Source organism: Paenibacillus sp. FSL P4-0081, from assembly GCF_000758565.1.
GTDB classification, from domain to species: domain Bacteria; phylum Bacillota; class Bacilli; order Paenibacillales; family Paenibacillaceae; genus Paenibacillus_AQ; species Paenibacillus_AQ phytohabitans.
Genome location: NZ_CP009280.1, coordinates 1,377,171 through 1,401,259 on the forward strand (window position 1 = coordinate 1,377,171; position 24,089 = coordinate 1,401,259).

Sequence of the window (24,089 nt, forward strand, 5' to 3'; positions counted from 1 at the left end):
AAATGTATGTGAAAAACCGAATACAATGTGCGACTGCGAGGGTAACCGAGCCAAATGTATGCGAAAAACCGAATACAATGTGCTGGAGGGGGCTGGTTGGTGAACATAAAGGGGGATGTCTCTTTAAATCCGTCAGAAATTGGCCAGAGCGTCATCCGGCAAAAAGATCATATTAGAGCTGACACAAAGGTTGACGGCGGACGCCATAACCCCCTATATTTGGGGGAAGAATTTTGACGAAAAGAGATGATAGGCGTGCGTCCCATTTTGCTTGGCGTATGTTCGGCGCTGTTTTTTGCGGTAACCTTTGTGCTTAACCGTAGGATGGAGCTTGCGGGAGGAAGCTGGGCCTGGAGCGCCTCGCTGCGTTATTTCTTTACCCTGCCGTTTCTGCTGGCCCTTGTGGCCGGAAGAGGGCGGCTGAGGCCGCTGCTGGCTGCGATGAGAGAACGTCCGGGGGCCTGGCTGTTATGGGGGACGGTCGGCTTCGGCCTGTTTTATGCGCCTATATGCTTCGCGGCTGCGTATGCACCCGGCTGGCTGACAGCGGGGACCTGGCAGATCACGATTATCTCGGGCTCGCTGCTCGCCCCATTCTTCGGACAATGGGTAAGCGGGCCTTCCGGTTCTGTATACATAAGAGGTAAAATCCCGCTCCGCGGGCTGCTCCTGTCCCTGATCATTCTGGCCGGAGTAGCGCTGCTGCAAGTGGAACATGCGCGCCAGCTGACTCCATCCCAGCTGCTGCTGGGCATTATTCCGGTACTTATTGCTTCATTCGCCTATCCGCTCGGCAACCGCAAGACGATGGAGCTCTGCGGAGACCGGCTGGATGTGTTCCAGCGGATTCTCGGCATGACGCTGGCCAGCCTGCCCTTCTGGCTGGCAGTCGCATTATATGGCCTGGCAGACGCGGGCCTGCCGTCGTCCTCGCAAGCGGGCCAGTCCGTGATCGTTGCCCTATCTTCGGGGATAGTGGCTACCGTACTCTTCTTCCGGGCTACGGATATGGTCCGGGGCAGCATGAGCGGCCTGGCGGCAGTTGAGGCGACCCAGTCCCTGGAGGTGCTGTTTGCCCTGCTGGGTGAGATGCTGATTCTGGCTTCCCCGCTGCCATCCCTCCTGTCATGGGTTGGGATTGCGGTCATTATTGCCGGCATGGCGCTGCACAGTCTGTTCTCCCGGTATCCGGGAGAAGCGGCATCCGGCAGAGAGAAGCGGCGCGGAGGAGCTGAAGTTCCTGCAGCCGGAAGGAAGGTTACATAATGAGAATCCGTGCAGCTAGCTCTGTACACTGGCTCCATATACAGATAACAGCGGCCTGTTGCGGTGCAAGTATCATACCGATATAATTAAAAGTATTGTTAACCGTTAAGGGATATCAAGTAGAAACGGCTACGCCGTCCTTGAAGGACGGTACCCGTTTCAGCGAGAAATAGAAGGATAAAGTATAGCGTAAAACATATCCTTTCTTATATTTTCTAAAAGGTGGTAGTTGCAGTTTTGGACAATAATATTGAAACGGTGTTTACTTACCGTTCCTCCAGCCTTCAGGACACTGAGGCGCTTGCAGCCGCCATCGCAGCCGTGTCGGAGCCGGGGATGGTGATCGGCCTGGACGGGGATCTGGGCGCGGGCAAAACCGCGTTCTCGCAGTGCTACGCCCGCCACTTAGGTGTGGAGGGGATTGTGAACAGCCCTACTTTTACAATTATCAAAGAGTATGAGGGCCGTCTGCCGCTGTATCATATGGATGTATACCGGATTTCCCTCCAGGAAGCGGATGAGCTGGGGCTGGAAGAGTATTTCTACGGCCAGGGAGTAAGCCTGGTGGAGTGGAGCAGTATCATTACGGACCTGATGCCGCCGCGGCATTTGCATATAGAGCTGAAGTCAGCCGGCCCGGAGAAGCGGGAGATTACGGTAACCGGAATCGGGGAGCCTTACGGCGGAGTATGCCGGGCGCTGATCCAGAAGTGGGGTAAAGAAACATGACGAATCTTAATAATGAGCCGCGCAAGCGGTTTTTGGCGCTGGATACATCAACGGCTGTGCTGGGGGTGGCAGTTACCGGGAACAGGGAGCTGTTGCATGAGATTAATGCTTCCGGGGAACGGAATCACTCGGTACATCTGCTGCCGATCATTGAACAGGCGCTGCAGGCCTCGGCTACGGCGGCAGACATGATCGGCGGCATTGCAGTCGGTGTCGGTCCGGGATCGTATACCGGGACAAGGATTGCTGTAACTGCAGCCAAAACGCTGGCCTGGGCCTGGAACGTTCCGGTCACCGGGGTGTCCAGCCTGCATGCGCTGGCGTGGGGCGGTTATCATGCCGCGGCTCTCCAGCAGGAAGCCGGACAGGCTGATGTGACGACCGCGAACGGGACAACGGGTCCGGACTGGATCATCCCGCTGATCGACGCGCGCCGTGGACAAGCCTACACTGCGCTTTTTGCAGCGGACGGGAGCAACCCTCCGCAGCGGCTGGCGCCTGATGCCATCCGTCTGATGGCAGACTGGGTGCGGGAGCTAGGAGAACGGCTGAAGGACGCTGCAGCAGAAGGCGTGATGCCGGGCACCCTATGGTTCACCGGGGACACGGCACTGCATGGAAGTGCAGAATCGCTGGCCCCGCTAGCCGGGGCTGGCATTGTTCAGGCACTGTCTTACGAACTCGAAGGCCGCTGGACCGGATTCTTGGCCGAAGCGGGCATCTATGAGGAAAGCGCAGATATTCACGTATTGATTCCCAATTATACGCAGCTTACCGAAGCGGAGGCTAATCTCCGCCGAAGCAGTGAAGGGAGCCTGAATAAAGGATGACGGTATCGGAACCAGGAAAAGATCAGGGGACTGAGCTTGTTTTCCGCCTGATGCGGCTTGAGGATATACCTGAGATTCTTGTGATTGAACGCGAAGCCTTCACGATGCCATGGACGGAGGAAGCGTTCCGCAACGAGCTGAGCCATAATCATTTTGCCAAATATATGGTAATGGAGCTGGCCGGGCATATCATCGGCTACGCCGGGATGTGGGCGATTGTCGATGAGGCGCATGTAACGAATATTGCGCTGCTGGAGGCCTATAGGGGACGTAAATGGGGAGACCGGCTGCTGGACGAGCTGATGAAGACGGCGGCGTATCTCGGGATGAAATCCATAACACTTGAAGTGCGGGTCTCGAACGAGGTGGCCCAGAATTTATACCGCAAAAAAGGCTTCCGTCCTGCCGGTACCCGCAAGGGTTATTATTCGGACAACCGCGAGGATGCGCTCATTATGTGGGCGGATCTGCCGGAGTACGGGGAGCAAGGGTTGACGGAAGGAAGCGTGGACTTGAAATGAAGACCGAAACGGGCGTACTTAAGCCTGTATATATACTCGCAATTGAAACCAGCTGTGACGAAACTTCAGTAGCTGTAGTCAAAGACGGCTGTGAAGTGTTATCAAACATCATTTCCAGCCAGATTGAGACCCACCGGGCATTCGGCGGCGTGGTGCCTGAAGTGGCCTCCCGCAAGCATGTAGAGGTGATCACGCTGGTTATTGAGGAAGCCTTGAACGAGGCGGCAATCTCGCCGCAGGACCTGACGGCAGTGGCGGTCACCCAGGGTCCGGGGCTTGTCGGGGCGCTGCTGGTCGGTGTCGTGGCGGCCAAAAGCCTGGCGCTGGCCTGGGGCAAGCCGCTCATCGGCACCCATCATATTGCCGGCCATATCTATGCCAACCGGCTGGTCAAGGAACTGCAGTATCCCAATATGACGCTGGTGGTATCCGGTGGTCATACGGAGCTGGTCCTGATGGAACGGGAAGGCGAGTTCAAGATCATCGGGCGCACCCGGGACGATGCTGTCGGCGAAGCTTACGACAAAGTGGCCCGGGCGCTGGGCTTTCCTTATCCGGGCGGTCCACATGTGGACCGGCTGGCGCGGGAAGCAGAAGAAGCCTTCCCGCTGCCGCGTGTATGGCTGGAGCCGGGTTCGTATGACTTCAGCCTCAGCGGCCTGAAGTCTGCGGTGCTCAACGCGGTGAACCAGAGCAAGATGAAGGGGCTGGAGCCGGATGTGGCCGGAATCGCCCGCGGATTCCAGGAATCGGTTGTTGAGGTACTGGTCGAGAAGGCAGTGCGTGCCGTCCGAGAGTTCAGCGCTGGGCAGCTTTTGCTCTGCGGTGGGGTGGCTGCGAACAAGGGCCTCCGTGAAGCGCTGACCTTGAGATGCGCCGCAGAAGGGATCGAGCTGATCATCCCGCCGCCGGTGTATTGCACGGATAACGCAGCGATGATCGGGGCTGCAGCTTATGTGAAATGGAAGCATGAAGGCGGAATTCCGCTGGATATGGTCGCCGATCCCGGCTTCTCGCTGGAGAAATGGTCTGTATCTGCCTATTGACTTCTTTTGGAGAAGCCGGGTATAATCAGTTCAATTCATGAATCTTATATTTGAACAAACGCGATGATTGGAAGCAGTAAGGAAACTCCGGGATAAGAGAGCTGCGGGAGGGTGCGACGCAGTCGAAGGAGACCTGAACTCGTCCGGGAGCGGAGCGGTGGAAGCGGGGAACTCCTTGAACAGGGAGTGCTGGCCGGTGCAGAATGTAGACCGGGCCCTTTTGTACACCGTTACGGTTGACCTCCGTAAGAGGGTTGTTGAGTGGATACCGCAGGCGCAGCAGAAGAGTTGCTGATCCGGGTATCAACAAGAGTGGTACCGCGAGGGTGAACAACCTGTCGTCTCTTGAATGAGAGGGCAGGTTTTTTTGTGCGCTGGTATAGGCACTCATAGAATTACACGCAATGAACGGGAGCAGTAGACGGCCAAGGTGAACAGAGAGCTGCGGGTGGTGCGACGCAGTCACCGGAGGCCGGCGAATCTCGCCCGTGAGCGGAACGGCGGAAAGAGCTTCAGGTACGCCGTTACGGATGTCCCCGTTACCGGACTGTTCGTATCCCCCAGGCTACCCTTACGGGAGCAGGGAGATATGAAGCGGAGCTGGACGCAGCTTGGGCTGCCTGAATGGAATGAGGTTCAGGAGCCTATGCGTCAAAAAGAGTGGTACCGCGGAGGGGTGACCCGCCGTCTCTTTAATTAGAGACGGCGGTTTTTTGTGTTATTTGGAGTGGATCTGGAAGACAAAGCAGGCCGAATGAAACCAATTTGAGGAGGATGAACAATGATTATTCCCGTAAAGAAACGAATTCAGATTTTTGACACGACGCTGCGTGACGGAGAGCAGGCCCCGGGGGCTAGCCTTACCCCGGAGCAGAAGATCATTCTGGCCGGCAAGCTGGCCGAGCTGGGCGTGGATGTCATGGAACCGGGCTTCCCTGTATCCAGTCCGGGTGACTTTGCAGCGGTGGAGACCATCTCCCGCAAGATTCAGGGCGTAGAGATCTGCGGCTTCGCCCGCGCGGTCAAAGGGGATATCGATGCTGCTGTGCGGGCAACGCGGGATGCGGAGCGGCGGCGGATTCATCTGTTCATCTCCTCCTCTGACATTCACCTGCGCCATCAGCTGCGCAAGAGCAGACCTGAGGTAGTTGCCGCCGCACGCGAAATGACAGCCTATGCCCGCCAGTTCAGCGATGTGGTGGAATTCACCGCCATGGATGCTGCACGGACGGGAATCGATGATCTGATCGAGATGGTCGAGGCGGTGATTGAAGAAGGTGCAACCATTATTAATCTGCCCGACACGGTAGGATATGCGTTGCCGCAGGAATACGGGGAAATGTTCCGGCGCGTGCGGCTCGGTGCGAGGGGCGGCGACAAGGTCATCTATAGCGCCCATTGTCATAACGATCTGGGGCTGGCCGTGGCGAACAGCCTGGCGGCGATTGCCGGCGGTGCCACACAAATTGAGGTCACTGTCAACGGAGTGGGCGAGCGGACCGGCAATTGTGCGCTGGAGGAACTGGTTATGGCGCTGGAAACACGGGGGGATTCTATCGGTGCTGAGACGGGCATCCGGCTTGAAAAGCTGTACGATACCTCGCGTATGATCAGCGGGGCGATGCATTTCCCGATCGCCTTCAACAAGCCGGTCGTCGGCCGGAATGCCTTCCAGCATGAATCCGGCATCCACCAGGACGGCTTGCTCAAGGACCGCAGCACCTATGAGATCATGGACCCGGAACGGCTGGGCATCCCGCGCAGCATGATCATCCTCGGCAAGCATTCCGGCAGGCATGCCCTGAAGGACCGCGCAGCGAAGTACGGGATTGCCCTGGATTCAGCGGAGCTGGACGCGCTCTATGAATCCTTCAAGGAAACCGCTGACCGTCAGAAGGCCGTCAGCGATGATGAGCTGCTGCGGATGGTCAGCAGCACCACCGGGCAGCAGGCGCAGGTCTATGCGCTCGGCGAGGTGCAGGTACTGGCAGGCAGCGCGCCGCGCCGCGTAGCCGCCGTATCGGTGCGCCATCTGCAGAGCGGCGCAGAAACCACGCACACCAGCACCGGAGACGGTCCGCTGGAAGCGATCATTGCCGCCATCGGGCAAGGGATCGCTGAGGATATCCGCTTCGACGGTCTGGAGCTGCACTCCCTGGGCAGCGGCGGGGATGCCCAGGCCGAGGCTGCTGTGATGGTGGAATGGAAGGACACCAAGTTCCGGGGGACGGCCATCCATCACGATATCGTAATGGCAGCGGGAATTGCTTACATTGCCGCCTGCAATGCAGCACTGCTGTCAGAATCGGCTGCGGATTCTCCGGAAACGGAAACTGCGGTGAACAGCTAAGCATTACCCTGCATGCAGCATTAGACACTTCATGGACGCGTCTTGCCGATGTCACTCAGACACGGCGGGGCGCGTTTTTTTAGCGGATAACTCCGAAGAAGCGGTGCAAGAAGCTGGGATGGGGTTGGCTGGTGCCGGCGGCCGGAAACAGGTGGATTTTCTCCACTTGCTTATGAACTGAGGAGCTCTTGCCAGGAAACAATTGGATAATCAGCACTTAATAGGCTGCAAATATCCAGGCTAGAGGAGACTGCATGAATTTAAATGACATTTATCCACTTAATGATCTCAAACGCTCCAAAACAGCCAAATTAAGATACGTTTATCCACCTAAATTATTATGCAGAGTGGAGGCCCATCAAAAAGTAAGGGGAATTGTACTCGCGGCAACGTCCGCCAGAAATTTTTTCCGCAGGAAAGTGCACTTCGGAAGCATCAGCAGTCTCCGGATTTTCACCGATAACAGAAAGAAAAAATCTGGAGGGCACGGCGATGGGAACAACGGTTGTATCCCTTAATCAACAAATTTTGATCCATTGCGGCATTTGTCAAGCTGTGGACAACGTTATCCACATATTCCGCACGAGTTGTGTAAAAACCGTGTAAAATCAGCAATAACGCCTTTTTTTCGAAGGCCATAAACAGAAGGTTATACCTTGAATCATTTTTGCAAAAACTGTGGATAATGTGGATAATTCGGTGGATAAAAAGTCCTTGACAAGGAAAATAGCGATTTTACGCATAAAAAAAGCCCCGGAGGGCTATTTTTCAACAGGAGTTATGCACGAAAACTGTGGATGGAGCTGTGGATAACTATTTATGAACAAATCGGAAACAGTTGAATTTTATTTTTTTACTGCCTTTACATTATTCGTCAGCCAGTTGCTCCCATTCGCTAAATAAATCTGCCAGCTGCTGTTTCTTGTCCTTCAGATCACTTTCATGCTCCTGAAGCGCCAGGTAATCCTGATATACCTCAGGTTTGGTCATTTCATGCTCAATTCCGGAGATGGCTTCCTCCAGCCTGGCGATATTCTCCTCTAGATCAGAGATCCTCCGCTGGCGGTTGCGCTCCTCACGCTTGGCCTGTTTGTCTGCTTCATAAGAGAGCGAGGTCCCTTTCTCGGCAACAGCAGCCTCGCTGTCCGCATTCCGGGAGGACTTGGCGGCGGCAAGCTCCGCTTCCTCCTCGGCAATGGCTTCAAGTTCACTTTTTTTCTCGACATAGTCGTCATAGTTACCGAGATATTGATCAATACCGCCAGGATGCAGCTCGAGCACCCGCTCAGCCATTTTGTTCAGGAAATAACGGTCATGGGAAATGAACAGCAATGTGCCTTCAAAATCAATCAGTGCCGCTTCCAGCACCTCACGGCTGACCAGATCCAGATGGTTGGTAGGCTCATCGAGAATCAGCATGTTGGCCCCGCGCAGCATCAGCTTGGACAGGGCGACACGTGCTTTCTCACCGCCGCTGAGCGCGGCTACCCTCTTCAGGACATCTTCGCCGCTAAACAGGAAATTGCCGAGAATGGTGCGGATCCGTGCTTCCTCCAGCATGGGGTAATCGCTCCACAGCTCTTCCAGAACGGTGTTGCGCGGATTCAGCCTCGTCTGCTCCTGATCATAGTAAGCGATCTTCACCTTGGTTCCCCAGTTGACCGTTCCGGCGGATGGTTCACGGGTGCCGGTCATGCACTGCAGGAGCGTGGACTTGCCGATACCGTTCGGACCGATCAGCGCCGCTGTCTCGCCGCGTCTAAGCTCAAAGGAAGCATTGCGGAACAACGGGGCAGCCCCTTCGTTAAAAGCTACCGCGACCTCGCGGACCTGCAGCACTTCCTTGCCGGACATGAAGTCAGGCTCGAAGGAGAAGCTGGCCTTCTTCAGATCGCCCAGCGGCCGGTCGATGCGCTCCATTTTGTCGAGTGCCTTACGCCGGCTCTGCGCCCGCTTGGTGGTGGAAGCCCGCACAATATTGCGTTGTACGAAATCCTCCATCCGCGAAATCTCGTCCTGCTGCTTCTCATATTGCTTCATGCGGATCTCATATTCCGCTGCCTTCAGCTCCATATAGCGGCTGTAATTGCCTGTATATCTGCGGGACTGGTGCCGCTCAATTTCCACTATGGTCGTGACCAGACGGTCGAGGAAATACCGGTCATGGGAGACCACCAGGATACCGCCGGGATATCCGCGCAGATAATCCTCCAGCCAGGTGAGCGTCTCAATGTCCAGATGGTTGGTCGGCTCATCAAGCATAAGCAGATCAGGAGCCTGCAGCAGAATGCGCGCCAGTGCCAGGCGTGTCTTCTGACCGCCGCTGAGCGTAGCGATCGGGGTCCCGGGTGCAAATTCCCCGAAGCCCATACCATGCAGGACGCTGCGAATCCGTGTGTTCATCTCGTAGCCGCCATGATCCTTGAACCAGTCTGAACGTCTGGCGTAGCGCTCGAGCAGATCCTCATAACGCTTCGGATCTTCCGCGAGCGCCGGATCAGCGATATCCGTTTCCAACTGCCGCAGCTCCGCCTCCGCCTCAAGCAGCGGCGCAAAAACAGCGAGCATCTCTTCCTGAATGGTTTTATCGGATTGCAGGCCGCTGTTCTGGGCCAGATACCCTATTGTGGTTTCTTTGGATTTATGAATTTGCCCGCTGTCATACGACATCTCACCTGCGAGAATCTGCAGGAAGGTGGACTTGCCGGCCCCGTTGACGCCTACCAGACCGACTCTTTCCTTCTCATTGACCATCAGGCTGATGCCGTCCAGCACGCTTTGTATTCCATATGATTTCGAAATTCCTGTCGCTTGAAGAAGCATTCTGATGAAACCTCCGCCCTTGCATATTCGCCTTGGCTCATTACGCCCGGCTTGTAATAATCTTATTCTATAGTTTACATGAAAAAGGTTTGCCGCGCGAGGGGGCTGCATCATTCCTGAGGGCCCTGACGGCGGCAGATCAGCTGTCCGGGCTCCCGGCATTTCACGGCGGGACGGTCAAAGACAGTGCGCAGAACATTCTTCTAACAATGTAAATGCCATAGCCTTGGCGAACCGGGGAGAAGAGTGGTAAACTGAGCTTACAAACTATGATAAGCTAGGAACATGTTGAAGAGGAGGCGGCTGCCTATGCAGGACAGCAGCATGCGGCTTGCTCTCCGGAAGCGTGAGCTGCGTGCCGGGAAGGCCGCTCTCCGGGACGGACTATCCATGGAACAGAGAGGCCGGTTGTCTGCTCTGGTATGCAGTCATGCCTTGACCTGGTTCTCTCAGGAGCAAGGGGATTCACTGCTGGCCTATGCCCCGTTCCGCTCTGAGCTGGATTGCCGCCCACTGCTGGCTGAAGCTTGGGCCAGAGGACATGAAGTGCTGCTTCCGAGGGTCGTCCGGGAGAGCGGAGTCCTGAGCATCCATCCGGTCCGGTCCTGGGAAGAGCTTGCTCCGGGAGCTTACGGTATACCGGAGCCCGTAACCGAAATAGCAGGTCACGGCGCTTACGCCGGCAAGAGTGAGGAATCCGGCCTGCCGGATGCCGTATTCGTACCCGGCCTGGCCTTCGACTTGCGCGGCGGGCGGCTCGGCTATGGGCAGGGCTACTATGACCGCCTGCGGGCAGAGTGGGAAGCAGAGCTTCCTGAATCTGCCGCCAGGCCCCTGTGGGTGGGACTGGCTTTTAGCCTGCAGCTGGTACCTGAAGTGCCGCTGGAAGAGCATGATGCCTTAATGGATGTGCTGATTACGGAGAACGGCATTTGGGACTGCCGGAAGGAGAGGAAGACATGGAGTTAACTCATTTCAATGAACAGGGCAGAGCCCGCATGGTGGATGTGAGCGAGAAGGAAGTCACCAGCCGGACAGCGGCGGCGCGAAGCCGGGTGCAGATGGCCCCGGAGACGCTTACCGCCATTAAAACGGGCAGAATCAGCAAGGGAGATGTGCTCGCCGTAGCCCAGGTTGCGGGAATTATGGCTGCCAAGCAGACCTCCGCCTGGATTCCGATGTGCCATCCTTTGCCGCTTACCGGGGTGGATATCAGCTTCTCGGATAACAGCAAAGATGAACTATATATAGAAGCAACCGTCAAGACTACCGGCAAAACCGGTGTGGAGATGGAGGCGCTGACTGCAGTTTCAGCAGCGGCGTTGACCGTATACGACATGTGCAAGGCGCTGCAGAAGGATATGATTATCGGACCTACCCTGCTGGTGTCCAAGAGCGGCGGCAAGAATGGCGATTACGCGCTGGAGGAAGAATAGCTAACAGCATGAGACTTACGCTGAAGGTGCGGGCAGCGGCTGTATCAAGCAGCCGGACTTACATAGTACATAGAGAGGGAGGGACAACCTATGGCGTGGAAAACAGCAATCCTGACGGCCAGCGATAAAGGGGCCAGAGGCGAACGGGAAGACACGAGCGCCCAGGTTATTCGGGAACTGGTGGAAGAAGAGCTTGGAGGCGAGATTGTAGAATACCGGATCGTACCCGATGAGCAGGATGAGATTATTGCTGCATTGATTGAACTGACAGATTATTTCCAGGCGGATCTGGTGCTGACTACCGGGGGAACCGATCTGGCGATCCGCGACGTTACACCGGAGGCTACACGGCGTGTCATTGAACGTGAAGTCCCTGGACTCTCCGAGGCGATGCGCAGCACAGTGATGCAGAAGAACAGGGCGGTGATGCTGTTCCGGGGAATCTGCGGCATCCGCGGCCGGACATTGATTGTCAATCTGCCCGGCAATCCTAAGGGTGTTCATGAGAACCTGGCGGCTATTATGGATCAGCTGCCTGAAGCCTTGCTGATGGTTACCGGACAATACCGGCAATAAGTGCACATGCTCCGGTAACTTCAGCATGATTCGTCACTCTAGACGATGGATGTGTGATATAAGTTATGGTATTATTAATTTATCGTTAACGATATCATGAACGGATAGAGTGATGGGAGGAAACAGTAATGCTAAATGGTATTGGTGCACCCGGAATTATTCTATTGGTTATCTTGGCGCTCCTGCTCTTTGGCCCGAATAAGCTTCCTGAGCTTGGGCGGGCAGTCGGACGTACCTTCCGTGAATTCAAGGACGGGGCGCGGGAGATCATTAATGAACCGGAACCGGCCCGGAAGAGTGAAGTGCCTGCTCCTCCGGCTCCGCAGACTGTAGCAGCAGAACTTCCGCAGGACCGCCGTCTGCCGGAATAATTTCCATCCACTTACGCAGGGGCGTCTTACCCAGGTCTGCTTCAGACTGGGGCGGCGCCTCTTTTTTCTCTAATCGATATAGCCATTTTCATAGTTTATTTCGGGTGGTGTCAGTCATGTCTCTGGAAGCGGAAGAAATGTCTTTGGTCGATCATCTGACGGAACTGCGCAGACGGCTTATCTACGTGCTGATCGTATTTGCAGCCGGACTTGTACTCGGGTTGTTCGTTGCCAAACCGATCTATTTGTATCTTATCAGTGCTGACCCTGCCCAGGGATTCGTGCTGCATGCCTTCTCTTTCTGGGACGGGATCGGCATGTACATGAAGATTGCCATGGCCGTGTCACTGGCGTTCTCCGTGCCGTTTATTGTCTTTCAGCTGTGGGCCTTCATCAGCCCGGGCCTTCGGCCCGTTGAACGCAGCGCAGCGCTGCGTTATGTGCCGTATGTGTTCGTTCTGTTTATTCTGGGCATAGCCTTTGCCTATTACATCGTATTTCCTATGGCCTTGTCCTTTACGATCTCGATTACGCGCAGCATGGGACTTGAGGAGACATACGGCATAGCCGAATATTTCAATTTCCTGTTCAGTCTGGTGATCCCGCTGGCCTTGCTCTTCGAGCTGCCGCTGATTGTCATGTTCCTGACCAAGCTGAGAGTGCTCAATCCGCTGCGCCTGCGCCGGATGCGGCGGTATGCCTATTTTGCGCTTGTATTTATTGCTGTGGTGATCACACCGCCCGATTTCATCTCGGATTTTCTGGTGACAATTCCGCTTCTGGTGCTGTATGAATTCAGTGTATTTCTGTCTGCGTTCGTTTACCGGAGGCAGTTGGCGGAGGATGCGCAGCGGGAAGCACGTTATATTAAGGCGGAGTAATGGAGGGGGCATATTTTGTGCCCTGGTGGATAGAATGTAAGAGAGTGTGTGCCGGACAACCCCTGAAACCATAATTTTCCCCAAAACAAATACGATTTTACGTAAAAGGACTTGAAATCCGTCTTCAAGTTGAGTATCATAAAAATTGTTGTTAGCACTGCAAGCAGTTGAGTGCTAACGCTGTGGAAAATAGGGAATGGGCCGGCGAAACAGCATTTAAGTATGCTGATTCTCAACAGTGCCATAAGGACCGCTAAGATTCCCGGCAGTTCAATCTATGTTTTCAAGGTAAACAACATAATTTCAAAGGAGGCTATTTTTTCATGATTAAACCACTAGGTGAACGCGTATTGGTAGAACCAAGCGAGCAAGAGCAAACCACTTCTTTCGGGATCGTGCTTCCGGACTCTTCCAAGGAGAAACCGCAAGAAGGCACAATTATCGCTGTAGGCAGCGGAGCTTTGAAAGACGGAGTACGTGTAGCGCTGGAAGTTAAAGAAGGCGACCGTGTGCTTTTCTCGAAATATGCCGGAACTGAAATCAAATACGAAGGCAAAGAATATCTGATTATGAAAGAAAGCGACATTCACGCGATTCTTGACTAGTCTGTTAGAGCCTTTCATAAGTTAGACCCCGATTACTTATATACACAAAACTTAAGTTTATGCTTTCGAAGCGAGTTTTGTACGAAGTGAAATTAATGAAGCGAATGCTACACAAAACTTTTAGGAGGTTAACAACACAATGGCAAAAGAAATTAAATTCAGTGAAGATGCCCGCCGCGCTATGCTGCGCGGGGTTGATGCTTTGGCAAATGCGGTTAAAGTTACACTCGGACCTAAAGGCCGTAACGTGGTGCTTGAGAAGAAATTCGGCAGCCCGCTGATCACTAATGATGGTGTTACCATCGCCAAAGAAATCGAGCTTGAAGATGCATTCGAGAACATGGGCGCGCAGCTTGTTAAAGAAGTTGCTACCAAAACTAACGATGTAGCCGGTGACGGTACTACAACTGCAACAGTTCTGGCTCAAGCCATGATCCGTGAAGGTCTGAAGAACGTTACTGCAGGCGCTAACCCTATGGTTATGCGTAAAGGGATCGACAAAGCGGTTAAAGCTGCTGTTCTTGAACTGCAGAGAATTTCCAAGCCTATCGAAGATTCCCAGTCCATCGCACAAGTAGCTGCTATCTCTGCTGCTGACGAAGAAGTAGGCCAACTGATTGCTGAAGCTATGGAAAAAGTCGGCAAAGACGGTGTTATCACCGTTGAAGAATCCCGCGGATTCCTGACTGAGCTTGAAGTGGTAGAAGGTATGCAGTTCGACCGCGGTTACATTTCCCCGTACATGATTACTGATACGGACAAAATGGAAGCTGTTCTGGAGAACCCGTACATCCTGATCACTGACAAAAAAATCAGCAGCACTCAGGAAATTCTTCCTTTGCTTGAGAAGATCGTTCAACAGGCGCGTCCGCTGGTTATCATCGCTGAAGATATCGAAGGCGAAGCTCAGGCAATGCTGATCGTGAACAAACTGCGCGGAACGTTCAATGCAGTAGCTGTTAAAGCTCCTGGATTCGGCGACCGCCGCGAAGCTATGCTGCAGGATATCGCTGCTCTGACAGGCGGCCAAGTGATCACTGAGAAGCTTGGACTTGATCTGAAAAGCACTTCCATCGAGCAACTGGGTAACGCACGCCAAGTGCGCGTAACCAAAGAAAACACTACAATCGTAGACGGAAGCGGCGACAAGGCGGATATCAATGCACGTGTAAGCCAAATCCGCTCCCAGCTGGAAGAAACGACTTCCGAGTTCGACAAAGAAAAACTGCAGGAGCGTCTGGCTAAATTGGCTGGCGGCGTAGCCGTTGTCAAAGTCGGTGCTGCTACTGAAACTGAACTTAAAGAGCGCAAGCTCCGCATCGAAGATGCCCTGAACGCAACCCGCGCTGCGGTTGAAGAAGGTATCGTCTCCGGTGGGGGTACTGCTCTTGTGAACGTATATGCTGCTGTTGCTGCTGTAGTAGCTGAAGGCGACGAAAGAACCGGCGTTAACCTCGTGCTGCGCGCACTGGAAGAACCTGTTCGCACCATCGCTGCTAACGCAGGCCAGGAAGGTTCCGTTATCGTGGACCGTCTGAAAAAAGAAGCTGTAGGTATCGGCTATAACGCTGCTACCGATGAGTGGGTAAACATGTTCGAAGCGGGTATCGTTGACCCTGCGAAAGTAACCCGTTATGCTCTGCAGAACGCGGCTTCCGTAGCTGCAATGTTCCTGACTACTGAAGCTGTTATCGCTGACAAGCCAGAACCTGAAAAGGGCGGAATGCCTGATATGGGCGGTATGGGCGGTATGGGCGGCATGATGTAAGAAACGGAAAAACCCTTGCTGTAACAAGGGTTTTTCTTTAAATATCATTCTGTTGTTAACGATTTGTTAACATTGGAGTCATTTTTTAGGCCTCTCATTAGTTCTGTGAACTTTTGTGAGGCCTCTTTCTTTTTAGGTTTGGTGATGTGTAAGTAAATGGTTTTCGTTATTTTGTCGTCCTTATGTCCAAGGCGTTCCATAATTTGCTCCAAAGATACGCCGGCCTCGGCACATAAAGATGTATGTGTATGTCTTAAGGAGTGGGGTGTTAACTCTAAACTCAATCCGGCAATTCTCAGTAATCTTGCCATTCTTAGTTGAATCATTTTTATTACTTCTGGATACCCCGCGAATTGCCCTCTCTTACAGAAAATAAATCCGTGATCATGATAAGCCTCTTTCTTTATCGCCTTTTCCATCTCATTATATTTTTGTAGATTGGTTATATTATTGATCACTTCTTCGTCAACAATTATTTCTCGAATTGAACTTTTTGTCTTAGGTGTGTTAAGTACGTATTGAGTGGAATTGTTATTTGGATTGTATAATGTTTTGTTAATCTTTATGGTGGACTCTTTTGCGTTTGCTGCGCTATCCATCAAGGCACACAACTCGCCTACTCGTATACCGGTGTATGCAAGAGTATGGAATATTTCGTAATCTCGATCTAGACCGTGTACTCTTGCTGTTTCCAGAAACAGGTGAAGCTCTTCCTTTTCGAGATATTTCGGTATCAAAATTTCATTTTCTCGGATCGGAAGCACCGAGCGTGCAGTCCGAAAGCATTCAAAAAAAGCCCGTCAACCTTAACGGGTCGATGGGCTTTTTTAGATGCTGTAGTTATTTGACAAAAATTCTAATTTGATTTGGTCCTGTTCTAGCCAAGACGCGGTAGCCCTCGGAAGCTGCCGTTGCTACCCCGTCCGAATTAGGAAGGCAAAATTCGTCTTCTCGGCATGTTCCATCATCCCGAACAAGAAGTTTTCCCATTGTTCCTACAGCCACCCATTCGGGACGGTCAATCCGGGAGATATACTCCTGGGTGGGATCATATTCAGAACTTATTATTCCCGATTTCATAGAGTGCGATGGTGTAATAATATTTCCCTCTTCGTCTTTCGAAGCAGGAATTTCTATAACCTCATACTTTATCCGTTCCCACTCATCTAACATATATTTCCCTTTCCAGTTCAAATGATTTGCATCCCCTATAATTGAAGGTCTTGCGCTTATGACCCCAAGAATGTAATTATCTTCTGGCGTTGCTTTTCTGACTTTTTCACCTTTCGTAGTCACGAAATATCCTGGTTCTATTGGCAGCCCATCGACGGTTTCAAATAATTCGGCGTAGTCGGCTGCAGGAGACATTACGGTGCCATTAATATAAATATTGCCGGTAAGGCCTTCGATTATAGCAGATAACGAAGGAGTAAAACTGTCCCCATTGGCTAAATGCCATGAATTAACGTATCGAGTCACTCCGTTGAAACCCATGATATACGATTGTTGATGCATAGCAACAGTACGACGTCCAGCTGCATGTGAACAGTATCCGAAGCTTTCCGTGGCAACTCCTTCTGCATGCGAAGCTACCCCGCTAGCTATAGTGTTCTGTCCTTGGGCATGTGCAGAGCTTCCGCTAGCTACAGTGTACGCTCCTTCCGCATGAGAAGAAATGCCGGAAGCCAGAGTCCGTAGACCCTCGACATGTGAATCATTTCCAGATGCAGTATTACTTAGCCCTTCTGCATGCGAATTTTCACCACTAGCCACAGTGAATTGTCCCTCCGCATGCGAATTTCTTGCTACCGCGCTAGTATTCGTTCCTTCCGCATGGGATGCTTCTCCAATCGCTGCAGCGCCTACACCCTCAGCATGTGATGCAATTCCGCTGGCATTCGTAGCCGCGCCTTCTGTATGCGATCCGTAGCCTGAGGCGTTGGTTCTGGATCCTTCGGCATGTGAAGCCTCACCAGATGCAAGTGTGAAATAGCCTTCAGCGTGCGATTCCAATCCTGAGGCTGTTGTATATGCTCCCTCGGCGTGAGCAGCATCTATTGTCGCCAACGTCATGAAGCCCTCTGCATGTGAGGCTGCGCCCGATGCACTGGTGTAATTTCCTTCGGCATGAGCCATGTCCATACTAGCAAAGCTTTGGTGTCCTTCTGCATGAGATGCCGAAGCGCTGGCCGTAGTTTCATAACCTTCTGCATGTGCAGCAAACCCACTCGCTGTGGTTGAGTTCCCTTCCGCATCTGAGCAAGGCCCAGAAGCATTTTGATTACATCCTTCGTCTGCCATATGTCATTCCTCCTAATTATTTGTCCTACTCTCTAACCTATTTGGGAGTAGAAGGAATGGACACGGCATATACCTCCGGTATAAACGCACTGAAAAACACGGAGAAAAAAGCCCATCAATCTTAACTGTTCGGCGGGTTTTTTTGTACAGTAACTTAAATCCACATATTTCCTCAATAACCCTTAAGTGTATTGTAAATTCCTGTCGATAAACAGACTGTTTGTTCGCCTCTATTTAGTGTAGGCTTACGAAGAAACGCAAAAGAGGGAGAGTATAATATGAAAAGAGTTTTAAAAATGGGAATGCTGTTATTATGCGCTATATTGGTAGTGCTATCTATCTCATTCCCAAAAGCAACTGCAGCCGAAAGTAGCGGAAACTGGTCGATTGTTGCCAATCTACCTCATCCTGTAGCTGGTGCAGCTACGGCCCAAGTGAATGGAAGCATCTATGTCATTGGTGGATCTAGCGGGGATATGTCCTTTAATTACGTTCAAAAATACAATATTGAAACTAAAACTTGGGAAACAAAAGCAAACATGCCTACTCCAAGAGCAGGTTCTGCATTTTCAGTGGTTGATGGAAAGATATATGTTTTTGGTGGATATACAGGAAATTATTATACTGTTAGTAAAGGGATCTTTAGCAATGCTGTAGAAGTTTACGATCCAGCATCAGATACTTGGACAAAGAAGTCTAATATGCCGGTATCTCTCACGGGCCAAACAGCTGCAAGTTACAATGGAAAGATATATCTTTTTGGTGGATTGTCATTCACAGACAGATATATTTCCTATAACTATGTATACGAATATGATCCTGTTAGTGACTCCTGGACGCCAAAAAAACAAATGGATAGAAATGTGCATGTGGCTACTGCAGTAACGTATAACAACAATATTTACTTGGTAGGTGGAAGAGCATTTAGTGGCGGACAAATTTATACTTATGAAACAATGCGTGAGTATAATCCAGTGAATGACACTTGGAGCAATAAGGCCAGCATGAGTTATACTCGTGGAGGTCCGGCTGTTGGCGTGGTTAATGATCAAATTTATGTTATGGGAGGGGTAAGCCCCACTCAGGAAACTAACACAACAGAATTCTATAATCCTTTGCTTAACAAATGGGAGTCCCATAGTAATTTAAATGAGGCTAGAAGCGGGACTAGTGCCATTGTGTACAAAGATCAAATATTTGTCATTGGGGGAAGCGCAAGCACTACTGCAAACAAGAGTATCGGCTCAGTGGAATCTATAACTATTGCAACTCCGACACCCACTGCTACACCCACTGCTACACCAACACTTTCACCGGAGCCGACGGCTACTCCTGTACCAACAACAACTCCTACGCCAGAACAGCCGGCAGGCGACCGGGCTATCCTGGTGGTAACTATGAACACCGGACTTGAAAAAGAATTTGACCTGAGTATGACTGAAGTGAATGCTTTCATTGCTTGGTACGAAAATAAGCAGTCCGGTTCAGGCACAGTCTCATACGCCATTGATAAGCATGATAACAATAAAGGGCCATTCACCAACCGGAAGGATTACGTGATTTTCGATAAAATCTTAACCTTCAGCGTGGATGAATATTCTGCAGAATAGTATCTTCTCTTAGTTCACCCTGCCAGCAATGGTGGGGTGTTTTTATGCGTTCAGGAAAATTTTCCCCCCACATATACATAATGTTCCATAAGATTTATATTGGAAGGAGATTTCAGTCGTTAAATTGTTGTATAGGGGGATTAAAATTGCTTGGAATTTTTAATGCAGCAATACTTATCGTAATCATTGTTGCCGGTATTGTGTTTTTTGTTTTGTCTAAGAAGAAACCGCGGTACTCTCATCATGAAGTTATTGATCCACTCAAAATTTCAATTCAGGATGTAGACCGTATGGAAGACGGATCGGAGTTTGAGGAATACCTATATCGACTATTTTTAGCCTTGGGATATAAAGATGCTTATAAGACTCCAAGAAGTAGAGATTTCGGAACTGATTTAGTTTTTACGGATCGGGACGGGTATCGGAATGTAGTTCAAGCAAAACGTTATTCATATCCCGTGGGATTAGGTGCTGTACAAGAGATCTATAGCTCAATGAGGTATTACCGAGCCAAGAAGTCTATGGTGATCGCATCAAATCAATATACTGTTGCATGCGAAGAACTTGCTGGGTATAACGGTGTAAAACTACATAATAGAAATGATCTTATTGCAATTATGGATTTATTTAAAGCGGGACAGATTGAGAAGGTGAAGGATATCATAGAAGCAGATGCACATATGATTTTTGATTCCTGGGATAACTACATGAATGGGGATAAAGTAATCAAAAAGGACTACAAAGCTGAGAAGCGAATCTTAGCTGAGCAGCAGGTGAAGTGAAAATATGAATACTGCATACAAATTTTTGGAGAGAGACAAAGACTTCTTCACGGCAGCCCTGGCGCAATCCAAAGTATCCGTCTGGTACCGGGAAGATCCAGATCCTATAGGTCACCTCATGGATTATGGAGGAATAGTGGAGGGATACACGCCGGAATCAAACAAAGCCTCCCTTTGATAAAAGAGAGGCTTTGTTTTAGTTGTTATTTAACAAGAATTATATAATACATAGTATTTCCATTTCCAAAATCTGCTGCTACAGTACTTGCCCCTGGTGATAGTGCTGTAATCATTCCGTCTTGCCTAATTTCAATACTTCCATCTGTATGGACTTAGTAAAAGTTGGATCCTGATACCCACATACCATCTCCGACTTTAAGATTAATAATAGCCTGGTAATATTCTCCAGAAGTAGCGACTTGGTTTTTGGTAAGTGAGGAATCGGGAACTGAAGAAGTAGTGCTGGAAGCGAATGATGTAGACCCTAGAGAAAAACACGCAGCAACAGTGAAAAGTCCAAGGCGCAGACGGCTTTTGGCGTGAACCAGGCATTTGGAAACCAGGCGCGGATGGATAGGGTGCACCAGTTGGCAGAAGAGGCACGGGCGAAGCTGAAATCGTTTGGAGTGGATGAGGTCCAGTACCAGGCGGGGAAGGATCTGAGTGTCTACTTCAAGCAGCCGGCAGTCAAGGCATGTATGTATGATCCGTCCATTACGTCTGGTAACGTACCTCTGGTACAGAATGAAGCGTATCTACTGCTGCTGCGGATGGGGATGGAAGATGGAGCTCAGGGCAATTGGGCGAAGGGGCAGCTGGAAGGCATTCATGCTACAATGAAGCAAATGATAGCTACAGGGGTCAATTTAGGCGTACATATGATGTCGAACCAAGGTGCAGAAGCTTGGGGAGACGTCGCCCGGTTAACTTCCTCATTTGCGCAATTAGAAAGCTATAACCTGTTTAAAAGCAAAGCGCCGGATGAACAACCGGAAGCGCCAGAGAAGTCGAAAAATGCTTTCTTAAAATCGCTGGACAGTTTCAAAGAGATTGGGACGGGTTTCATGGATACGTTAAGAATCCGTGCGGATAAAGCCACAGATTCCCCCTATGACTTTGTCAACTGGATAACGTTAGGCATTGCAGGCGATCTTCCCGTAGGGATATACAGGCAAGCCAAAGAGCGGGCGGATCATATGTTGGATTCACCGGAGAAGTTTGCGGATTGGTTGACGCTCGGGACAGTAGAAATGGGGAAGGGGGCATTCCACCCCGAAGAAAGCTGGTCCGCAGAGCATTGGCTGAACAGTTTGGGAGTAGTATCGTTGTTGGTGGGTCCCTTGGAAAAGTCCTTGTTATCTACAGGTGGCGAATTGCCGAAACCGATGATTTCAAAAAATGCAGCTGACAATGGGATGGATATATTCAGTAAAGATAAGGGCGGGCAGGGTATTGAGGGGACGGGAAATTTTGATTACAAAGAATGGGCAGACATGCCTGTTAGCGGTGAAGTCAGAATAACATCCAATGGACAAAGATTAATTAGCATAAGTGAATTGAAGTTGTTTAAAAAAGAAATGAATGGAAAAGGAATTGAACTTATTCCTGATAAAAAAGGAAGTATATTACCGGATGATGTGGCTGCTGCTTTCGATCCAGATACTGGATCGATAATCTTAAGAAAAAACCCAACCTATTTAAGTGCTGTTCATGAATCATACCATGCTGAGCAATGGATGAAGTTGGGAAAAGAAAATTATTTAAAGCAATCAAGACTCGAAAGGGAAGAGTATGTTTTTAACGAAATAATGAAGAACAAAGATAAGTTTTCAGAAGCCGAAATATTATTTTCTATGAAGTATATTTATAAAGTAAGGCATGGAGAATGGCCACCACGAGATTGGACAGGATTCACAGATTGAAAGGAGAACAATTAAGTATGAACTTATCAAGTAAGCAAGCATTGGAGATTGCTTCGGCATATACAGAGAAATACAATTTATCAGGAAAAAATGTAATTAATAATGAAAGAACTGTAAAATCATATGATGGATTTGATGGAGTAGAAGGGATTACATGGATTGTCTTAGTTACAATAGAACCTACAATTTATCATGCGGATAGTGAATTTTCTATTATTATTTCTGATGAAAAGTCACAGGTTGAATACATTATTGATGCAAATGGGCATTATTACGCTCCTCATATAAAAGGAAGTGGCGGTATGACGGATGAAGAATTTGATTCACTATGGGATGATGACAGTGATAGCTAGAATTATTTAAATAGGTAACAGACTCATCATATTGCATCAACTATGGCAGGTTTAGAAAGCTATAATCTGTTTAAAAGCAAAGCGCCGGATGAACAAGCGGAAGCACCAGAGAAGCCGAAAAATGCATTGTTAAAATCGTTGGACAGTTTCAAAGAGATTGGGACGGGTTTCATGGATACGTTAAGAATCCGTGCGGATAAAGCCACAGATTCCCCTTATGACTTTGTCAACTGGATAACGTTAGGCATAGCAGGCGATCTTCCGCAGGGATATACAGGTAAGCGAAAGAGCGGGCGGATCATATGTTGGATTCACCGGAGAAGTTTGCGGATTGGTTGACGCTCGGGACAGTAGAAATGGGGAAGGGGAAGGGGAAGGGGGCATTCCACCCCGAAGAAAGCTGGTCCGCAGAGCATTGGCTGAACAGTTTGGGAGTAGTATCGTTGTTGGTGGGTCCCTTGGAAAAGTCCTTGTTATCTACAGGTGGCGAATTGCCGAAACCGTTTTACAGAAACAAGGTAATATGACTACTGCTGACGTGCAAATATCAGGAATAAAGAAAGAGTTCAATGCACATAGCAGAATGCCGCTAAATCATGAGTAGAATATATCTTAGATTTGAAAATTGATTAATCTTACGTTAGGCAAAGCTCCTTACTTTTCAATGCTGAAGTTATAAATTGGGTGAAAGTGAACTTCATCCAGAATTACAAACGAATAAGTGTTGTATTTATGTTAATTATTCGCTTTTTCAAAACCTTTCCAGGTCTGGCAAGGTTTTTTTTGTTGTGGATACTCACTGAAGAGACAATTTCATTTGTCGGACATCTATCCGCACACCCACCCGCCCCCGCTCTAACAATATACTGCTGCACCCAATCAGAAATGCTTTTGAAAGAGTAGATTACTATGAGGGTGTTGTGATTGGAGCGGTAGTAATGGCTGGTGGCGAAAAAGTGGACAGGGGGTAAGGGCGCATTCATTTCTGATGACAGAATCTAGATTACATTATAGGAACGGGGGGACTACCCATGGATTTCAGTGCATTGACTGGCCTTTTTGTGAATAACAATGGTTCGGTCGTGCTAAATGTCCTGTTATCTACTGCATTAATCTGGAGTATTAAGCAAATTGCGAACAAAGAGAAAGTGATTCAGAATTACCAGAAACGTGATGAAGAGAACGAAAAGCAGCTGAATGAATATAACCGTACGCTCGTCAAGCTGCTAATCGAGAGAGGCACTGCGGAGAAGAAACCTAAAGATGAGGAGGTCGTCAACAAGTGAAGCTCCTCGATATATTCAGAAAACACGAGATGAAGCCCAGCCGGGTCAAGCATGAAATAGATACCTTGGGCGAAATTCAGGAAGCGTATGAATCCAATGATCTGGAGAGACTCATTGATCTGCACCGTACCGGCTTAGGTAGAAGGGGAGATGATCTGCATGGAAATTGTTGACTTGACACTGATCACACTGGAAACGATAGCCTTTATTGCTTTTACTGCTTATGTTATCCGTTACCGCAGGTATTTTATGGGACGAGGCCCCTTGCGGACGTATAATTTGTATCTCCGGAGTGTATGGGTTACCTACGGGGCTGTAGCACTGCTATGCCTCAATCTGTTGTGGGGGCGGCTGAACATCATTCTCGGATATAATACGGACGGCAGCCTATCGGGCATCATGAGGGAGTATGTCCTGATTCTGACCCTCGTAATGCTCGTATTCGCAGGCTGGATGCATAAGGAGCTATGGGATTCCAACCGGCGTGAAGAAAAGAACCGGGCCCGTTCAAACCAATCAAACAGACTCAAATAGGCCTAAATAAGCCCAGAGAGACACAGATTCACATCATAGCTATTCTTGTGCTGGACGGGCTGGCCAACGGAAGGGATCTCCCGGGGAAGTATGGAGCAT

General features: G+C 50.2%; 24 protein-coding genes and 2 other annotated features. Of the genes, 21 read left to right on the forward strand and 3 right to left on the reverse strand.

Going from position 1 to position 24,089, the window contains the following annotated elements; translation table 11 throughout:
- The first annotated feature begins 255 nt into the window (after positions 1 to 255).
- The 6 genes from P40081_RS05880 (at position 256) to P40081_RS05905 (ending at position 6,742) form a co-directional block, all read left to right on the forward strand.
- The gene (locus P40081_RS05880; protein ID WP_081969835.1) at positions 256 to 1,266 is read left to right on the forward strand and encodes a DMT family transporter; all 1,011 of its coding nucleotides are present in this window, start codon (positions 256 to 258) and stop codon (positions 1,264 to 1,266) included.
- Between the two features lie 237 nt (positions 1,267 to 1,503).
- The gene (gene tsaE / locus P40081_RS05885; RefSeq protein WP_081956381.1) at positions 1,504 to 1,995 is read left to right on the forward strand and encodes a tRNA (adenosine(37)-N6)-threonylcarbamoyltransferase complex ATPase subunit type 1 TsaE; all 492 of its coding nucleotides are present in this window, start codon (positions 1,504 to 1,506) and stop codon (positions 1,993 to 1,995) included.
- On the forward strand, positions 1,992 to 2,825 hold the full coding sequence (tsaB, locus tag P40081_RS05890) for a tRNA (adenosine(37)-N6)-threonylcarbamoyltransferase complex dimerization subunit type 1 TsaB (RefSeq protein WP_042134049.1): 834 nt from the start codon (positions 1,992 to 1,994) through the stop codon (positions 2,823 to 2,825). Before tsaE ends, tsaB begins: the two co-directional genes overlap by 4 nt.
- A complete protein-coding gene (gene rimI, locus P40081_RS05895; RefSeq protein ID WP_042134051.1) occupies positions 2,822 to 3,346 on the forward strand; it encodes a ribosomal protein S18-alanine N-acetyltransferase in 525 nt (174 codons plus the stop codon). Before tsaB ends, rimI begins: the two co-directional genes overlap by 4 nt.
- A complete protein-coding gene (tsaD, locus tag P40081_RS05900; RefSeq protein WP_042134052.1) occupies positions 3,343 to 4,392 on the forward strand; it encodes a tRNA (adenosine(37)-N6)-threonylcarbamoyltransferase complex transferase subunit TsaD in 1,050 nt (349 codons plus the stop codon). Before rimI ends, tsaD begins: the two co-directional genes overlap by 4 nt.
- 54 nt (positions 4,393 to 4,446) lie before the next feature.
- Positions 4,447 to 4,741 (forward strand) — a binding site (T-box leader).
- Positions 4,742 to 4,787: 46 nt separating this feature from the next.
- Positions 4,788 to 5,087 (forward strand) — a binding site (T-box leader).
- An 86-nt stretch (positions 5,088 to 5,173) separates the two neighbouring features.
- Positions 5,174 to 6,742, forward strand: a complete 1,569-nt coding sequence (locus tag P40081_RS05905) for a 2-isopropylmalate synthase (protein ID WP_042134054.1) — start codon at positions 5,174 to 5,176, stop codon at positions 6,740 to 6,742.
- Between the two features lie 867 nt (positions 6,743 to 7,609).
- Here the strand turns inward: P40081_RS05905 and P40081_RS05910 are convergent.
- Positions 7,610 to 9,565: an ABC-F family ATP-binding cassette domain-containing protein gene (locus P40081_RS05910; RefSeq protein ID WP_042134056.1), complete on the reverse strand. Its 1,956-nt coding sequence runs from the start codon at positions 9,563 to 9,565 to the stop codon at positions 7,610 to 7,612.
- Between the two features lie 309 nt (positions 9,566 to 9,874).
- On the opposite strand from P40081_RS05910, the gene P40081_RS05915 reads away from it, so the two are divergent.
- From P40081_RS05915 to groL, 7 genes are all read left to right on the forward strand, one after another.
- Entirely contained in the window at positions 9,875 to 10,534 is a 660-nt protein-coding gene (locus tag P40081_RS05915) for a 5-formyltetrahydrofolate cyclo-ligase (RefSeq protein WP_052421686.1), read from the forward strand.
- On the forward strand, positions 10,525 to 11,001 hold the full coding sequence (gene moaC / locus P40081_RS05920) for a cyclic pyranopterin monophosphate synthase MoaC (protein ID WP_042134058.1): 477 nt from the start codon (positions 10,525 to 10,527) through the stop codon (positions 10,999 to 11,001). Before P40081_RS05915 ends, moaC begins: the two co-directional genes overlap by 10 nt.
- 90 nt (positions 11,002 to 11,091) lie before the next feature.
- A complete protein-coding gene (locus tag P40081_RS05925; RefSeq protein WP_039302112.1) occupies positions 11,092 to 11,577 on the forward strand; it encodes a MogA/MoaB family molybdenum cofactor biosynthesis protein in 486 nt (161 codons plus the stop codon).
- A gap of 128 nt (positions 11,578 to 11,705) precedes the next feature.
- The gene (gene tatA / locus P40081_RS05930) at positions 11,706 to 11,948 is read left to right on the forward strand and encodes a twin-arginine translocase TatA/TatE family subunit (RefSeq protein WP_039302110.1); all 243 of its coding nucleotides are present in this window, start codon (positions 11,706 to 11,708) and stop codon (positions 11,946 to 11,948) included.
- A 116-nt stretch (positions 11,949 to 12,064) separates the two neighbouring features.
- Positions 12,065 to 12,829 carry a twin-arginine translocase subunit TatC gene (gene tatC, locus P40081_RS05935; RefSeq protein ID WP_039302107.1) on the forward strand — a complete coding sequence of 255 codons (765 nt, stop codon included), beginning with the start codon at positions 12,065 to 12,067 and terminating at the stop codon, positions 12,827 to 12,829.
- Positions 12,830 to 13,152: 323 nt separating this feature from the next.
- Positions 13,153 to 13,434, forward strand: coding sequence for a co-chaperone GroES (gene groES / locus P40081_RS05940; RefSeq protein ID WP_039302104.1), 282 nt, complete (start codon positions 13,153 to 13,155; stop codon positions 13,432 to 13,434).
- 139 nt (positions 13,435 to 13,573) lie between these two features.
- Complete coding sequence (gene groL / locus P40081_RS05945) at positions 13,574 to 15,202, forward strand: chaperonin GroEL (RefSeq protein WP_039302101.1); 1,629 nt, start codon at positions 13,574 to 13,576, stop codon at positions 15,200 to 15,202.
- Positions 15,203 to 15,246: 44 nt separating this feature from the next.
- On the opposite strand, the gene P40081_RS05950 is transcribed toward groL, so the two are convergent.
- Both P40081_RS05950 and P40081_RS05955 read right to left on the reverse strand, forming a co-directional pair.
- Positions 15,247 to 15,939, reverse strand: a complete 693-nt coding sequence (locus P40081_RS05950; protein ID WP_052421687.1) for a site-specific integrase — start codon at positions 15,937 to 15,939, stop codon at positions 15,247 to 15,249.
- Positions 15,940 to 16,042: 103 nt separating this feature from the next.
- Positions 16,043 to 17,503, reverse strand: coding sequence for a peptidase G2 autoproteolytic cleavage domain-containing protein (locus P40081_RS05955; RefSeq protein WP_042134061.1), 1,461 nt, complete (start codon positions 17,501 to 17,503; stop codon positions 16,043 to 16,045).
- Between the two features lie 278 nt (positions 17,504 to 17,781).
- On the opposite strand from P40081_RS05955, the gene P40081_RS05960 reads away from it, so the two are divergent.
- From P40081_RS05960 to P40081_RS05995, 8 genes are all read left to right on the forward strand, one after another.
- Positions 17,782 to 19,113, forward strand: coding sequence for a Kelch repeat-containing protein (locus tag P40081_RS05960; protein ID WP_052421688.1), 1,332 nt, complete (start codon positions 17,782 to 17,784; stop codon positions 19,111 to 19,113).
- A 146-nt stretch (positions 19,114 to 19,259) separates the two neighbouring features.
- Positions 19,260 to 19,895, forward strand: a complete 636-nt coding sequence (locus P40081_RS05965) for a restriction endonuclease (protein WP_042134062.1) — start codon at positions 19,260 to 19,262, stop codon at positions 19,893 to 19,895.
- Positions 19,896 to 19,899: 4 nt separating this feature from the next.
- The gene (locus tag P40081_RS38245; protein ID WP_197074335.1) at positions 19,900 to 20,073 is read left to right on the forward strand and encodes a hypothetical protein; all 174 of its coding nucleotides are present in this window, start codon (positions 19,900 to 19,902) and stop codon (positions 20,071 to 20,073) included.
- 409 nt (positions 20,074 to 20,482) lie between these two features.
- Complete coding sequence (locus P40081_RS39225; RefSeq protein WP_231575294.1) at positions 20,483 to 21,817, forward strand: zincin-like metallopeptidase toxin domain-containing protein; 1,335 nt, start codon at positions 20,483 to 20,485, stop codon at positions 21,815 to 21,817.
- Positions 21,818 to 21,834: 17 nt separating this feature from the next.
- Complete coding sequence (locus P40081_RS05975; protein WP_042134065.1) at positions 21,835 to 22,170, forward strand: hypothetical protein; 336 nt, start codon at positions 21,835 to 21,837, stop codon at positions 22,168 to 22,170.
- 1,031 nt (positions 22,171 to 23,201) lie between these two features.
- The gene (locus tag P40081_RS05990; RefSeq protein ID WP_039302090.1) at positions 23,202 to 23,456 is read left to right on the forward strand and encodes a hypothetical protein; all 255 of its coding nucleotides are present in this window, start codon (positions 23,202 to 23,204) and stop codon (positions 23,454 to 23,456) included.
- The gene (locus tag P40081_RS38260; RefSeq protein WP_156118540.1) at positions 23,453 to 23,629 is read left to right on the forward strand and encodes a hypothetical protein; all 177 of its coding nucleotides are present in this window, start codon (positions 23,453 to 23,455) and stop codon (positions 23,627 to 23,629) included. Before P40081_RS05990 ends, P40081_RS38260 begins: the two co-directional genes overlap by 4 nt.
- Positions 23,616 to 23,990, forward strand: coding sequence for a hypothetical protein (locus P40081_RS05995; protein WP_042134071.1), 375 nt, complete (start codon positions 23,616 to 23,618; stop codon positions 23,988 to 23,990). The genes P40081_RS38260 and P40081_RS05995 overlap by 14 nt, the downstream gene beginning before the upstream one ends.
- Positions 23,991 to 24,089 lie beyond the last annotated feature (99 nt).

Excerpts from the sequence above, each read along its gene's own strand:
- P40081_RS05990 (WP_039302090.1), top strand. The coding sequence starts at position 23,202 with ATGGATTTCAGTGCATTGACTGGCCTTTTTGTGAATAACAATGGTTCG.
- P40081_RS05975 (WP_042134065.1), top strand. The coding sequence starts at position 21,835 with ATGAACTTATCAAGTAAGCAAGCATTGGAGATTGCTTCGGCATATACA.
- tsaB (WP_042134049.1), top strand. The coding sequence starts at position 1,992 with ATGACGAATCTTAATAATGAGCCGCGCAAGCGGTTTTTGGCGCTGGAT.
- P40081_RS05955 (WP_042134061.1), bottom strand. The coding sequence starts at position 17,503 with ATGGCAGACGAAGGATGTAATCAAAATGCTTCTGGGCCTTGCTCAGAT.
- moaC (WP_042134058.1), top strand. The coding sequence starts at position 10,525 with ATGGAGTTAACTCATTTCAATGAACAGGGCAGAGCCCGCATGGTGGAT.
- P40081_RS38245 (WP_197074335.1), top strand. The coding sequence starts at position 19,900 with ATGAATACTGCATACAAATTTTTGGAGAGAGACAAAGACTTCTTCACG.
- tsaD (WP_042134052.1), top strand. The coding sequence starts at position 3,343 with ATGAAGACCGAAACGGGCGTACTTAAGCCTGTATATATACTCGCAATT.
- P40081_RS05915 (WP_052421686.1), top strand. The coding sequence starts at position 9,875 with ATGCAGGACAGCAGCATGCGGCTTGCTCTCCGGAAGCGTGAGCTGCGT.
- tatA (WP_039302110.1), top strand. The coding sequence starts at position 11,706 with ATGCTAAATGGTATTGGTGCACCCGGAATTATTCTATTGGTTATCTTG.
- P40081_RS05910 (WP_042134056.1), bottom strand. The coding sequence starts at position 9,565 with ATGCTTCTTCAAGCGACAGGAATTTCGAAATCATATGGAATACAAAGC.
- P40081_RS05925 (WP_039302112.1), top strand. The coding sequence starts at position 11,092 with ATGGCGTGGAAAACAGCAATCCTGACGGCCAGCGATAAAGGGGCCAGA.
- rimI (WP_042134051.1), top strand. The coding sequence starts at position 2,822 with ATGACGGTATCGGAACCAGGAAAAGATCAGGGGACTGAGCTTGTTTTC.
- tatC (WP_039302107.1), top strand. The coding sequence starts at position 12,065 with ATGTCTCTGGAAGCGGAAGAAATGTCTTTGGTCGATCATCTGACGGAA.
- groES (WP_039302104.1), top strand. The coding sequence starts at position 13,153 with ATGATTAAACCACTAGGTGAACGCGTATTGGTAGAACCAAGCGAGCAA.
- P40081_RS05960 (WP_052421688.1), top strand. The coding sequence starts at position 17,782 with ATGAAAAGAGTTTTAAAAATGGGAATGCTGTTATTATGCGCTATATTG.
- groL (WP_039302101.1), top strand. The coding sequence starts at position 13,574 with ATGGCAAAAGAAATTAAATTCAGTGAAGATGCCCGCCGCGCTATGCTG.
- P40081_RS05905 (WP_042134054.1), top strand. The coding sequence starts at position 5,174 with ATGATTATTCCCGTAAAGAAACGAATTCAGATTTTTGACACGACGCTG.
- P40081_RS05995 (WP_042134071.1), top strand. The coding sequence starts at position 23,616 with ATGGAAATTGTTGACTTGACACTGATCACACTGGAAACGATAGCCTTT.